At 38.3% G+C, this 12,511-nt stretch carries 14 protein-coding genes; 7 read left to right on the top strand and 7 right to left on the bottom strand.

Annotation, left to right across the window (positions count from 1 at the left end; translation table 11 throughout):
* Positions 1-33: 33 nt before the first annotated feature.
* Entirely contained in the window at positions 34-711 is a 678-nt protein-coding gene (locus BVC88_RS02080; RefSeq protein WP_075348981.1) for a nitroreductase family protein, read from the top strand.
* 31 nt (positions 712-742) lie between these two features.
* Here BVC88_RS02080 and BVC88_RS02075 read toward each other — a convergent pair whose 3' ends face one another.
* From BVC88_RS02075 to BVC88_RS02065, 3 genes are read right to left on the bottom strand one after another with little or no spacing between them, the layout of a single operon-like run.
* A complete protein-coding gene (locus BVC88_RS02075) occupies positions 743-1,567 on the bottom strand; it encodes a mechanosensitive ion channel family protein (protein ID WP_075348980.1) in 825 nt (274 codons plus the stop codon).
* Between the two features lie 25 nt (positions 1,568-1,592).
* The gene (locus BVC88_RS02070) at positions 1,593-2,297 is read right to left on the bottom strand and encodes a methyltransferase domain-containing protein (protein WP_075348979.1); all 705 of its coding nucleotides are present in this window, start codon (positions 2,295-2,297) and stop codon (positions 1,593-1,595) included.
* Positions 2,294-3,373: a type III polyketide synthase gene (locus BVC88_RS02065; RefSeq protein ID WP_075348978.1), complete on the bottom strand. Its 1,080-nt coding sequence runs from the start codon at positions 3,371-3,373 to the stop codon at positions 2,294-2,296. Before BVC88_RS02065 ends, BVC88_RS02070 begins: the two co-directional genes overlap by 4 nt.
* Before the next feature lie 92 nt (positions 3,374-3,465).
* Here BVC88_RS02065 and BVC88_RS02060 point away from each other — a divergent pair, with 92 nt between their 5' ends.
* The gene (locus BVC88_RS02060) at positions 3,466-4,362 is read left to right on the top strand and encodes a UbiA family prenyltransferase (RefSeq protein ID WP_075348977.1); all 897 of its coding nucleotides are present in this window, start codon (positions 3,466-3,468) and stop codon (positions 4,360-4,362) included.
* Here the strand turns inward: BVC88_RS02060 and BVC88_RS02055 are convergent.
* Positions 4,359-5,465, bottom strand: coding sequence for an NAD(P)/FAD-dependent oxidoreductase (locus BVC88_RS02055; RefSeq protein ID WP_075348976.1), 1,107 nt, complete (start codon positions 5,463-5,465; stop codon positions 4,359-4,361). The two genes, BVC88_RS02060 and BVC88_RS02055, sit on opposite strands and share 4 nt — an antisense overlap.
* Positions 5,466-5,575: 110 nt before the next feature.
* Between BVC88_RS02055 and BVC88_RS02050 the strand changes: the two genes are divergently transcribed.
* Positions 5,576-8,110: a zinc-dependent metalloprotease gene (locus BVC88_RS02050; RefSeq protein ID WP_075348975.1), complete on the top strand. Its 2,535-nt coding sequence runs from the start codon at positions 5,576-5,578 to the stop codon at positions 8,108-8,110.
* Between the two features lie 91 nt (positions 8,111-8,201).
* The gene (locus BVC88_RS02045; RefSeq protein ID WP_075348974.1) at positions 8,202-8,609 is read left to right on the top strand and encodes a Fur family transcriptional regulator; all 408 of its coding nucleotides are present in this window, start codon (positions 8,202-8,204) and stop codon (positions 8,607-8,609) included.
* Here BVC88_RS02045 and BVC88_RS02040 read toward each other — a convergent pair.
* A complete protein-coding gene (locus BVC88_RS02040) occupies positions 8,606-8,836 on the bottom strand; it encodes a hypothetical protein (protein WP_075348973.1) in 231 nt (76 codons plus the stop codon). The two genes, BVC88_RS02045 and BVC88_RS02040, sit on opposite strands and share 4 nt — an antisense overlap.
* Positions 8,837-8,986: 150 nt before the next feature.
* Here BVC88_RS02040 and BVC88_RS02035 point away from each other — a divergent pair, with 150 nt between their 5' ends.
* Positions 8,987-9,460, top strand: coding sequence for a YcxB family protein (locus BVC88_RS02035; protein ID WP_075348972.1), 474 nt, complete (start codon positions 8,987-8,989; stop codon positions 9,458-9,460).
* A 47-nt stretch (positions 9,461-9,507) separates the two neighbouring features.
* On the opposite strand, the gene BVC88_RS02030 is transcribed toward BVC88_RS02035, so the two are convergent.
* Positions 9,508-10,008, bottom strand: a complete 501-nt coding sequence (locus BVC88_RS02030) for a fasciclin domain-containing protein (protein WP_075348971.1) — start codon at positions 10,006-10,008, stop codon at positions 9,508-9,510.
* Between the two features lie 183 nt (positions 10,009-10,191).
* Between BVC88_RS02030 and rlmH the strand changes: the two genes are divergently transcribed.
* Together rlmH and BVC88_RS02020 are read left to right on the top strand one after the other, a co-directional pair.
* Positions 10,192-10,665, top strand: a complete 474-nt coding sequence (gene rlmH / locus BVC88_RS02025) for a 23S rRNA (pseudouridine(1915)-N(3))-methyltransferase RlmH (RefSeq protein ID WP_075348970.1) — start codon at positions 10,192-10,194, stop codon at positions 10,663-10,665.
* 99 nt (positions 10,666-10,764) lie between these two features.
* Entirely contained in the window at positions 10,765-11,592 is an 828-nt protein-coding gene (locus tag BVC88_RS02020; RefSeq protein WP_075348969.1) for a hypothetical protein, read from the top strand.
* A 392-nt stretch (positions 11,593-11,984) separates the two neighbouring features.
* Here BVC88_RS02020 and BVC88_RS02015 read toward each other — a convergent pair whose 3' ends face one another.
* Complete coding sequence (locus BVC88_RS02015; RefSeq protein ID WP_075348968.1) at positions 11,985-12,497, bottom strand: FKBP-type peptidyl-prolyl cis-trans isomerase; 513 nt, start codon at positions 12,495-12,497, stop codon at positions 11,985-11,987.
* Positions 12,498-12,511: the final 14 nt, after the last annotated feature.

Raw genomic sequence — 12,511 nt, 5'->3', positions numbered from 1 at the left:
GAAACGGCTATTTTCACGAATAGCCGTTTTTTTATGGAGAAAAAATTAATCGAAGGATTCGAACACATCAGATATCTGCGCAACCAACCAAGTGAAGCCGAGCTAATCCAAAGCTCCCAGGATTTCTATAAGCTGATGGATTCACGAAGGACTGTTCGTGAGTTTGACAGCAGACCAGTGCCACTTGAAGTAATCGAAAATATTATCCTAACGGCAAGTACTGCTCCATCTGGTGCGCATAAACAGCCTTGGACTTTTTGTTTGGTATCTGATCCGGAAATCAAACGAAAAATTAGAGAGGCAGCAGAAGAGGAGGAAAAAATTTCCTATTCTAGCAGAATGCCAGAAAATTGGAAGAGTGATCTTAAGCCACTAGGCACAAATTGGGAAAAGCCATTCTTGGAAGATGCCCCATACCTTATTGTGGTCTTCAAGCAATCTTATGGGCTAGAAAATGGTGAAAAGATCCAACATTATTATGTCAGTGAATCTGTTGGTATTGCCTGTGGTTTTTTAATTGCAGCAATTCATCAGGCCGGTCTTGTAGCTGTGACACATACCCCAAGTCCAATGAACTTTCTCAGTCAAATATTAGAAAGACCATCCAATGAAAAACCCTTTTTACTGGTTCCAGTTGGTTATTCTAAAGAAGAAACGTTTGTTCCGGATATCCAGAGAAAGGAATTAAAAGACATACTTATCAAATACTAAAAAAGGCGATCAAATGATCGCCTTTTACATTTTATTTTCCTTGATGGACAACCCGCTGAGGAAAGGGAATTTCAATTCCATTTATTTCAAACTCGTTATTTATCGCTTCCATTCCTTCAAAATACAATGGCCAGAGGTTTTCCGCATTGGTCCAGACCCGAATTACCAAATCCAACGAACTATCCCCAAAATTATTCAGGAAGACAACAGGAGCAGGATCTTTTAGAGCTCGTTCATCTTTTTCAAAAATCCCCAAAATAATCTCTCTTGCTTGTTTGATATTAGTACCATAAGCTACCCCCACTGTATAATCAACTCGGCGAGTATCCTGAGTACTCATGTTGATTACATCGGAGTTGGCCAAATTTCCATTCGGAATGATAATTTCCTTATTATCAAAAGTGAGCAAATGAGTATAGAGGATTTGAATTTTGGAAACCTTTCCAGTATGACCCTGACCGGTGACAACATCCCCAACTTTAAATGGCTTGAAAGCTAAAATAAGTAATCCTCCCGCAAAATTTGAAAGAGAGCCTTGCAAAGCAAGACCAATCGCAAGACCTGCAGCACCAAAAATTGCTAAAAACGAGGTGACCGGAACTCCAATAATAGCCGCCACTCCGACAAAGAGTACTATAAAAAGAATGACTTTTGAAAAAGAGTACAGGAATACATTTAATGAAGGGCTATCCTCTCTTTTTTCAAGAAAGGTTTTTAAACCCTTTAAAACTTTTTTGATTATGAATTTACCGATAAGGTAAAAAAGTATTGCATAAATAATTGATGGGACTACCTGATAGGCTAAATCTATTCCCTGTCTGATTAATGCATCTGTAGTTTCCTGAGAAATTTCCATAAATGTAAATTGTTTGATTTTTTGATTAGGATTTAATAAGCACTTGCCAACGGAAAGCCCAGTGCCAAGTCAATTCAAAATCATTTATTCCGGCTTGTTGTAAAATTCGCTCCCAATCATTTCTGGAAAATGCCCTTAATACTGAAACTGCCGCGTCATTCTGCACCATCGGTGATTTACTGAAAACTGCAGTCAAATATTTAATGCTGTAATAAGCAAAGGGATGCCGATGCAAATCATTTATGACTAAACCAATTTTAGATTTGACTTTCAAGGCATTAATAAGATCCACCAATTCGGAATCTGTAAAATGATGTGTAAAGAGCGTGCAAGTAGTGATATCTACTTTTTGGTTCAGAAATTCATCCGAAAAAACGTTTTGAACTGCTAAAGTTACATTTTTTAGGTCGAAGAGCCTAGATTTTGCTTCATTGATAATATTTGGATTTGCGTCAATTCCTATAAAATTCACCTGTGAAAGCTGATTATTGGCCCAATCATGCATGACCCGAATCATGTCTCCCCCTCCACAGCCGATATCCGCAATCAAATATTTATCCTTTGGATTGGAATCAAAAAACTTCGCAAGTCCACTGGTTGTGACATGATTTCCACCTAGCCATCGATTAATGGTTTTTAATTCTTTTAAGGTTTGTACCAATTCCTCCCCTGAACATTCGAGATCGTCCATCAACTCCTTTTCCTCGCTTCTTTGGGAGAACTTACTCATGATTTTTCCAGATGTAGCGTTTCAAGTGTTAACCCAGGACCAAATCCCAAAGCTAAAATATCACCGCTCACTTCATCATCAAGAAGAAAACGTTGGAGCACAAATAAAATAGTCGCTGAAGACATGTTCCCAAAGTTCTTCAAAACTTCAAGCGCATGACGATTTTCCTCTTCGGAGATCCCAAATGCCTGTTGGACTTTTTGCAATATCTGCTTCCCACCGGGGTGAATTGCAAAATTCTTGATTGTGGACAAGTTGAATTTCTTTTCAAAAACCTCTTTCAAAGATTGTATCCCTTCATCCAACAGTCCGGGAATATATTTGCTAAGTCGCATCTCAAACCCAAAATCACCGATTCCCCATGCCATATCATTTTCTCCTTTCCACAGTACTTGGCTCAGGTAGGACTTCAATTTTAATCCTTTAGCCGAATTGACTACCAATGCGGCAGCTGCTCCATCGGCGAAAAGTGAGTTGGCAAGCAGGTTATCCTCAGTATATTCTTTTTGAAAATGGATTGTACAAAGCTCTACTGACACCAGTAGGACTTTAGCGTCAGCCTCTGCTCTTACTATTTTATCCGCCAACTTTAACCCACTAAATGCTGCGTAACAACCCATGAAATGAATGCAATAGCGTTCCACAGTATTTGACATCTCCAAGCGTTGCATCAACTCCAATTCAATTCCAGGAGCAACCATACCTGTACAAGACACCAAAATTAAATGCGTGATATCTTTAAAGTTTACGTCGGTTTCCTTCAGGCAATCCTTAACCGCAGACTCACAAAGTGATCCAGCATGATGCTGAAATAATTCCATTCTGGTTTTGGTACCCGGAAATGGCTCTAGGTTTTCAGACTTTGGAAAAAAAGAATAATCCATGAAATTTCTTTTTTCAAAATCTTTTAAGACGCTGTATCGGGAAGTAATTCCGGATTTTCTGTACAAAAAATTCAACTTTCTTGCCTCATTTTCATCAAGTTGATGTGCTGCTTGCATAAAATCAGCAATGGCACTTTGATCAATTGGAGAACCTGGATTTGCAAGTCCTATGCTTACTATGCTGGAATTCATTATATCAAGTTAAATGAATATTTCTAAATTGTAGGAATACAAATACAACCTTCCTTAGCAGATAAGGTTATCAGACGATCACTCTTGCCTTCATGATATCAGCTTCCACAATTAAGCATCTGAGAATACCCTTTTCATTATTTTTGATGCCTGTTTTTCTATTTGCGCTGGCCCTCTCTCCTAATCTAAATGAATCCAGGATGTTATGGGTTTTTCTGGCACTCCATTTTTTTTTATATCCTTCCAGCAATGGATACAATAGCTATTTCGACAAGGATGAAGAAAGTATAGGAGGGCTAAAAAATCCCCCTAAAGTGACAAAGGATTTATATTGGGTTTCCTTGTTATTTTTTGCGATTGCAATAGGGCTGGGAGGGTTGATCAACTGGAGTTTTGCAAGTATGCTATTTTGTTATGGATTGATCAGTATGGCTTATTCCCATCCTTCTGTTCGAATCAAAAAATACCCTTGGCTCAGCTGGTTCATTGCGGGATTATTCCAGGGTTATTTTACGTTTGCTATGGCTTATGCAGGCCTCAGTGATCTTGGTTGGGATATTTTTACTAAAACTCACATCATCATCCCCGGTCTTTTGACAAGCCTTATGCTTTGGGGAAATTATCCTTTGACGCAGGTTTATCAACACCGGGAAGACGCTAGAAGAGGCGACCGAACCCTGAGTCTTTTATTAGGAATCAAAGGCACCTTTGCATTTTCAGCCTTTCTATTTGCGCTTACTGGAGCTGCATTTGTTTGGTATTTCCTTGATCGAAATCAAATCAATGTCTTGTGGGTCTATGGATCAGCAATGGCGCCGATAATATTGTTTTTCTTTCTATGGTTTAGCTTTGTTCGGACCAACCCTGAGAAATATGCAAATTATAATTGGGCCATGGGAATGAATTCCATTTCTGCCCTTGTTCTGAATGCGTTTTTCGTTTACTATTTTCTGGAAAACACTCAGATTCTCCAGGCATTCGGATATTAAAAAGGCTTTCCATGTGTGTTTTTTATAATCTGTCTTGCCATAAATGGTACATGGGCTATCAGATTTCGGGTAAATCTTGACGCATTTTTTGACCCAAAAAGAGTCTGAACCCCTCTTCCAATCATCAATCTTCTTTCAAAAAGTATTTTCCAATTAGCAGTATAATAATCTTCAATTTCTTCCCTAGTGCTTAAGTTAATGAGCGCTTCTGCTGCCAACTTACCAGCTTGAATAGCCATTGCCATTCCATTCCCACAAAGTGGAGTGATCAAACCCGCTGAATCTCCAGCCATAAGAATATGCTGTTCCACAGGCATTTTAACTTCAAAGTTGATTTCATTAATCACCTCAGGTTTATCGAAAAGGAATTCACTTTCAGAAAAAATCCGTTCCAAATGGGGGTTTTTAAATAAAATATGCTGTTCCATTTCTTCGATGGAACCCATAGACCTAAGCTGATCCCTGCTGCCTAGATAACATAGATTTACTTTATTTTCTTCAATCGCATTTACGCCACAATAGCCGCCGGTGAAATTATGAAGGGCTACTGTATTTCGATCTATTTCTGTTTTAACATGATATTTGACACCAATATAGGGACTGCGTTTTTTTATAAAATCCCGACTTAAGACTTTATCAAGTTTTGATCTTTTTCCAAAAGCCCCTATCACATTGGTTGCTGTCAGGAATTTACCATCTGCCAGTTCCAACGTAAAATCAACCTTATTGAAAGATATATTTTCCACCTGATTTCCAGTCCAGATTTCTGCGCCATTTTCTAAAGCCCTATTGTATAAAAAATCATCCAAGACATATCTGCTGATTCCAAACCCTCCAAGGTCTAAAGGAATAGTCGTGCTTTTACCCCTAGTGTCGGAGAAAATAAAACGATCAATCTGGGGTAAATCCAAAGGAGGAAGCAAACCCTCTCTTTTCAAAAAATCAAGAACTTCATTCGAAAGATATTCCCCGCAAACACGATGAAATGGGTACGGCTTTTTCTCAATTAAGAGTACCTGTCTACCCGCCTTTGAAAGCAAATTGGCTGCAATCAACCCCGCAAGACCTCCTCCTATTATTAAATTTTCAAACCTATCTACCACTCTATTGCCTTTAATTTTAAGAATAAACCGCCTATCAAAAATGAAGGTTCATTAACTACCCTTTGGTGAAATTGGCTGTTTAATTATCTAAAACAAAAATTTAACTATTCATGAGAAACTCACTACCCAAATTACTTAGGAGATTTACACTTATCCTAGGAGTCTTGGGGGTAATGTTCTACTCTGGGGATACTTTGGCACAAAAAAAGAAGAAAAAAGATGCCAAGAATACTCCAGCTGCGACAGTCGCTCCAAGTAGACCTGCTAATGGCGGGGCAAAAACCAATGGACCAAAACCTTACGGTGAGGTAATTACAAAAAATGCTAAATCGAAAGATGGATTATTTAAAGTCCATGAGATTGAAGGCAAATTCTATTACGAAATCCCAGATTCACTACTTAGTCGCGACATGCTTATGGTGACCACAATAGCCAAGACTGCAGATGGTTTAGGTTATGGTGGAGAGCGTACCAATACCCTTATGCTTCGCTGGGAAAAAAACAATGATGATATCCTCCTGAAAGTGGTTTCAGTAAATAATTATGCAGCTGACTCCCTTCCTATCGCTATTGCAGTTCAAAACTCTAACCTTGAGCCAATACTTCAGAAGTTTGATATCAAATCCAAATCAACTGACTCTACTGGTATTGTAATCGAGGCCACCGATTTATTCAGCAAAGATGTTCAAGCTTTAGGATTGCCGCGAAACAGAAGAACACAATATAAAGTGACCAGATTGGATAGCGATCGGTCTTTTATTTCGCACATCCATACATACCCGATGAATATCGAGGCTCGATATGTAATGACTTATAATGCAACTGATCCACCTTCAAACAGTTCGACAGGTTTGATCACATTGGAAATGAACTCTTCTATGCTTCTTCTTCCAAAAGAACCAATGATGCAGCGACTTTCTGATCAGCGTGTGGGTTGGTTTAGCAGATCAATCGTTGATTACGGTTCCGATGAGCAGAAAGCTGCTTCAAGAACATATCTTGACAGATGGAGACTTGAGGTGAAGGAAGAGGATATGGAGAAATTCAAGCGAGGAGAATTGGTAGAACCAAAGAAGCAGATCGTGTATTACATTGATCCGGCAACTCCTAAACAGTGGGTTCCTCATCTAATCGCAGGTGTAGAAGATTGGCAAGTAGCATTTGAAGCTGCCGGTTTCAAAAATGCAATTATTGCAAAAGAAGCTCCGACAAAAGAGGAAGATCCTACATGGAGCGCGGAAGATGCACGTTATTCTGTGATTCGTTATTTCGCTTCGGATATTCAGAATGCCTATGGACCGCATGTTTCAGATCCAAGATCAGGTGAGATTCTAGAATCTGATATCGGATGGTATCATAACGTAATGAACCTTCTTAGAAACTGGTTCTTTATCCAGACTGCAGCGATCAATCCTGATGCTAGAGGTGTTAATTTCGACGATGAGGTTATGGGTAGATTAATCCGCTTCGTATCCTCTCACGAGGTCGGACATACACTTGGCCTTCCTCACAATTTTGCTTCATCTCATGCCTATCCGGTTGAGAAACTTCGGGATGCCGCATTTACCGCAGAGATGGGTACTGCTCCATCAATAATGGATTATGCCAGATTCAACTATGTAGCGCAGCCTGAAGATAAGGGCGTGAGCTTGATGCCAAATGTGGGTCCATATGATAAGTATGCCGTAATGTGGGGCTATAAACCAATACCAGGTGCTAAAAGCCCAGAGGATGAGCAAGCTACATTGGATAAATGGATCATGGAAAAACAAGGTGATCCTGTCTATAGATACGGTCGCCAGGGAAATAGCTACGACCCTACCGCTCAAAGCGAAGACTTGGGAGATAATTCCATGCTCGCTTCTGAATACGGAATCAAAAACTTGAAGCGTATTATGCCAAACCTAATGGAATGGACTAAGGAAGAAGATAAGCCTTTCAAGGATTTTGATGACTTGGAAGAAATGTATGGACAAGTTATCACTCAGTTCAATCGTTACATGGGTCATGTCAGAACCAATGTTGGTGGAGTAGCAGAGATCTACCGTGCATCAGGTCAAGACATCCCAGTTTATATCCACACTTCAAAAGACATTCAAAAGTCTGCTGTAAGCTTCTTAAACACCAATCTTTTTGCCACTCCGGAGTGGATGATGGATGAAGAGATCATTTCAAGAATCGGTGACTTTGGTTCCTTAGAACGCATCAGAGGAATACAGGTAACCACTCTAAATGGAATATTAGAGTGGGGAAGACTTGGTCGAATGATCGAAAATGAAGCATTGAATAATAATGATGCTTACAAGATGACTGAGCTTTTTGATGATTTGAGAAAAGGAATCTGGACAGAATTGAGCTCAGGTCGAACAATAGATGTACATAGAAGAGCTTTGCAAAGAGCGCATATTGAAAGATTGGAACTTCTTTTAACCGGAAGCGAGCCTAATCTTCCAGCAAATTTCAGAAGGTTTGCAGGACCACAAATCAATGCCTCTCAATCTGATATCAGACCTATGGCAAGAGGGGAATTGAAAACCTTGCAGGCAAACATCAGATCTGCGATCCCAAGAACTTCAGATAAAATGTCTAAACTTCATTTAGAAGATGCTTTGGAGCGAATCAATACGATTTTGGATCCAAAATAAATCTTAACAGATAAAATTGAAAAGGGGCGTTTGTTAAACGCCCCTTTTTTGTAAGAAAGTATTTTCCTTATTTTTAAGCAAGATTTCAGTCATGACAAACGCCCTTTCGATACTACAAAATCACAAACTCAGAATCACGGAATGTAGATTGGAGATCATACAAGAATTCTTAGAGAAGCAAGTTGCTTTAGCACACAGTGATTTAGAGGAAAGATTAAATAGCCAATTTGATCGAGTTACGATCTACAGAACGCTCAAGACTTTTTTAGACAAGGACCTCATTCATAAAGTACTGGATGACAGCGGAGCTACTAAATATGCCCTATGCGCCCACGAGGAAGAACATCACAATCATGAGCACGTGCATTTTAAATGTGAAAAATGTGGTGAAACGACCTGCCTTGATTCAATAACCCTTCCTAAAATCATATTACCCTCGGGTTTTAAAAAACGAGAGATGAGCCTTTTGGTACAAGGTATTTGCGATAAGTGCCACTAAAATTCAACCGGTTCCGGAGAATTGGTTTTAACTGGACTATCTGATGGCCAAATTACCCCTGGAGGCAAATCTATCTTTGGTGGAGTAATATTATCGACCCCTCCATCACCATCATCGCTTCTATTATTCCCTTTACGAAAGGAATTTTTCGACATAGTGGCTACAAAATAAATTAGAATAATGTACGCCAAGCCGCAAAGAATCAAATCAATCACCAAACTGCTCATACTAAAAATTTTATGATAATATAATTGAATACTACTTTTAAATCAATGCATTATGCGAAATGTTTTTAATATGGTGATTCTTTTATGATTTATTTCGGCTTGCTAAATCCCAAGGATAGGTGGATATTTGCGGTCTGAAAATTTAAAGTAATGATTGTAAAAACTAAGAAATATAAATTAGAGTCAGGTACTTACATTAAAATGGGGCTGATCAGCATTATCAAAGAGCAATGGTGGGTAATACCAATTGCTTTATCGATTTGTTTAGGTTACTTCTGGATTCCTTCTATTTGGTGGTTTATTGGTGCATTGATCGCCTATGGACTTTATGTCCTTTTTTGGGCAATCCAATTTACCGGAGTCACTCAGATGGAGCAAAACAAAGTGATTTTTGAAAAGATGGCTTATGAAATCGACAGTCGCCAGATATTAATGAAAATCAATACCAAGCAAGGAATGCCTGTCCAATGGAATATGATTAAGAAAGTAGAGGTAACAAAAGATGCATTTGTATTATACCTTTCCAAAGCACAATTTATCCACCTTCCATTTAGAATTTTCAATTCGGACAATGAGCGAAAATTCATGGAGACGATCCTCCGTAGAAAAGAATTTATAAAATAAAAAAGGGCTGCCAATTGGCAGCCCTCTCTTTTGAGTTGTAATTCGAATTACATTGGAGGTAGGATAACTGTATCGATTACGTGAACGACACCATTATCAGCCATAATATCTGCTGCAGTTACAGTAGCGTTGTTGATCATAGCTTTTCCATCTTTCAAGGTAACAGTGATTTCACTTCCTTGTACTGTGGTTGCTTTTTGGCCATTCTTTAGATCTGTAGAAAGAATTTTACCAGGCACGACATGGTAAGTCAATACAGCCACCAATTTTGCCTTATTCTCAGGCTTCAATAGATTCTCAACAGTACCTGCTGGAAGTTTTGCAAAAGCCTCGTTGGTTGGAGCAAAAACTGTGAATGGTCCATCTCCCTTCAACACGTCTACTAAATCTCCAGCTTTTACAGCAGCTACCAAGGTAGAAAGGAAATCAGTGGAAACTGCAAGGTCAACGATGTCTGCTTCTACTTCGTGAACAGAGTCATTTTTTGGGGTAAATGATGATGCGAAAACTAGCAATGCAATCATCATTAAGCTTGTGAATTTTTTCATGATAGAAAATAGTTTTGGTTAGGCAATACTAACACCTTGTTTAAACAATTGTTTTTCAAGGATTTGTTAAGTCATAGAATTCAGGCAGATTTTATGTACAACGGCTTTTAACTTGGTTAAGCGGAAGAATACTCCTTATCTTCAATCACAAAAAAGTATATCCTTTCAGAAAAATCACCCCCAATGCAAATCAAATTGATAGCCGTAGGTAAAACAGACCACCCCTCGATCATTCAATTAATAAAAGAATATGAGTCTAGGCTGGGACATTACATTCGATTTGAGCTGGAGATAATCCCAGACCTTAAAAACACCAAAACTCTTTCAGAATCACTTCAAAAGGAAAAAGAAGGAGAATTAATTCTAAAAAAAATTTCTCCTTCAGATGATCTCATTTTATTAGATGAGCACGGCAAAAGTTACTCATCGATCGACTTTTCAAGCTTTCTTCAAAAGAAAATGAATTCAGGTTTGAAACAGCTTATTTTTGTAATTGGTGGTCCATACGGCTTTTCTGAGGCGGTTTATAGACGATCTAATGGTAAATTATCAATTTCTAAAATGACTTTTTCGCATCAGATGATCAGACCATTTTTTATTGAGCAACTGTACAGGGCATTTACAATTCTTCGAAATGAACCTTATCATCATGAATAGATAGAATTATCTCAATGTTAAGTTTTGGATAAATATTTGTTTCAATGTTACCGAATTGTTAATTTTAAATTAATTTGGTAACAAAGGATTTATCCATTCATGAAAAAAGCACTTCTCTTTACATTCATTTTACTTCTGCAGGGGTTTATTTCCTTTGCCCAGGAAGCGATGGATCAATTAGAGGAGATCAAGTTTGAATCAGTATCGGAGGAAGAACATTGGAAAAAAGGCCAAGAATCGCCTTACGATTTATTCAGGGCTGTACATGCTCAAGTAGGTCTTTCGGATGAAAAATGGGTAAATCTGACCTTAGAATTAGACAAAAAGCACAACAAAAAGGGAAATTCTATCGCCCTGCTTAGGAGTATTTTTGAAAAATCGCATCGGGATCTTTTCAAGAAATATGAGCAACACTCCTCTTTTAATGCAATGTTGACTGAAGGAAAATTTGACTGCGTAAGTGGTTCAGCAGCATTGGGTCTACTGCTTGAGCGATATGGATTTAATTTTGAAATTATTGAGACCGATTACCATGTGTTTATAGTGATTGATTTTGATGGTAGAAACATCATTTTCGAAAGTACACTTCCTGTTGGAGGTATGATCACCTCGCATAGCCAAGTTATCGCCTATCTGGAGTCCTACAAGCCTACTAATAATACTCCGTTTTATAATCTAAATCAACGCCTAGGTGATCCTAGCAGGGTTTTGGAGGATAGATCTATTTTTAGAAAAGTGTCATTGATCCAGTTAGCTGGTCTTCAATATTACAATGACGCGATACTGCATTTTAATGAGCAATATTTTTCTGATGCTTCTTTGCAATTAAACAAAGCTTTGGCCTTATACCCATCTCCCCGTATAGAAGGATTAAAATCTCTTGCAATTGAGCAAGCTTATAAAACTTTTGGCAAAGACATAAAATAAAATCTGATTATCCGTATTGATGCCAGAGCCCTCTTTTTCTTTGCTTACGAGGCTGGAAGACCAATGACGGAAGTACCAGCTTTGCTAGTGTTTACCAGACATTAAGTCGCTTTTTACCTTTTTCTGGTGCAATTGCGGATATACATAAAATAAAAATTGACTCCCATCACAAAGACTCATTAAAGACAATGTTTAATCGCCCTACTAGACAAGTTTAAATTCACTCAAAATATTTGAGTCCATAAAATCTAGTATAAACTTCTGACAGAGGCTAATTCATTCAAGTCAAAATGAATAGGATTGTGTAGATATTTTCAATAGTAAATCCCATCCCTAAACCGAATTTTCCCAGAAGACAAATGCCCTATTTGAGATAGGGCATTTGATTGAAATTAATGATGGTGTCCTCCTGGACCATGAACATGCCCATGAGAAATCTCTTCAGGATCAGCATCTCTTACGGCAACAATTTTTCCTTCAAAGGATAGATCGTACCCCGCCAAAGGAGGGTTAAAGTCCATATGAACACCCAAATAATCAATTTTAATGATCTCACCTTTAATTTGACCGCCCTTCTCGTCTTGCATTGGAATTACTTTGCCTACTTTTAAAAGATCCTGATTTTTCTTTCCCTCTTGCTTAAAATTAGACTTTGGAATAATTGTCTTCCGCTCCTCATAGTAATCTCCGTATGCATTTTCAAAATCAATAAAAACCGAAAAGGAATCGCCCGCTGATTTTCCTATCAAGGCCTCTTCGAATTTCGGGAAAACTGAATCTGTTCCAATTAAAAACATAAAGGGAGCATTCTCGGGCACACTTTCCCAAGGCTGCATTCCAGTTTCACCATTATCAACTTTTAGGTCATAGCAAATGGATACAACCTTGTTTTTTTCTACTATCATAGTCTAAAGAAGAG

This window comes from Algoriphagus marinus (assembly GCF_001936475.1).
Taxonomy (GTDB): domain Bacteria; phylum Bacteroidota; class Bacteroidia; order Cytophagales; family Cyclobacteriaceae; genus Algoriphagus; species Algoriphagus marinus.
The sequence above is the reverse complement of the archived record's forward strand: the minus strand, read 5'-3'. Positions and strand labels throughout refer to the sequence as shown.

Coding starts and splice junctions, on each gene's coding strand:
- BVC88_RS02080 (WP_075348981.1), top strand. CDS start 34: ATGGAGAAAAAATTAATCGAAGGATTCGAACACATCAGATATCTGCGC.
- BVC88_RS02075 (WP_075348980.1), bottom strand. CDS start 1,567: ATGGAAATTTCTCAGGAAACTACAGATGCATTAATCAGACAGGGAATA.
- BVC88_RS02070 (WP_075348979.1), bottom strand. CDS start 2,297: ATGAGTAAGTTCTCCCAAAGAAGCGAGGAAAAGGAGTTGATGGACGAT.
- BVC88_RS02065 (WP_075348978.1), bottom strand. CDS start 3,373: ATGAATTCCAGCATAGTAAGCATAGGACTTGCAAATCCAGGTTCTCCA.
- BVC88_RS02060 (WP_075348977.1), top strand. CDS start 3,466: ATGATATCAGCTTCCACAATTAAGCATCTGAGAATACCCTTTTCATTA.
- BVC88_RS02050 (WP_075348975.1), top strand. CDS start 5,576: ATGAGAAACTCACTACCCAAATTACTTAGGAGATTTACACTTATCCTA.
- BVC88_RS02045 (WP_075348974.1), top strand. CDS start 8,202: ATGACAAACGCCCTTTCGATACTACAAAATCACAAACTCAGAATCACG.
- BVC88_RS02040 (WP_075348973.1), bottom strand. CDS start 8,836: ATGAGCAGTTTGGTGATTGATTTGATTCTTTGCGGCTTGGCGTACATT.
- BVC88_RS02035 (WP_075348972.1), top strand. CDS start 8,987: ATGATTGTAAAAACTAAGAAATATAAATTAGAGTCAGGTACTTACATT.
- BVC88_RS02030 (WP_075348971.1), bottom strand. CDS start 10,008: ATGAAAAAATTCACAAGCTTAATGATGATTGCATTGCTAGTTTTCGCA.
- rlmH (WP_075348970.1), top strand. CDS start 10,192: ATGCAAATCAAATTGATAGCCGTAGGTAAAACAGACCACCCCTCGATC.
- BVC88_RS02020 (WP_075348969.1), top strand. CDS start 10,765: ATGAAAAAAGCACTTCTCTTTACATTCATTTTACTTCTGCAGGGGTTT.
- BVC88_RS02015 (WP_075348968.1), bottom strand. CDS start 12,497: ATGATAGTAGAAAAAAACAAGGTTGTATCCATTTGCTATGACCTAAAA.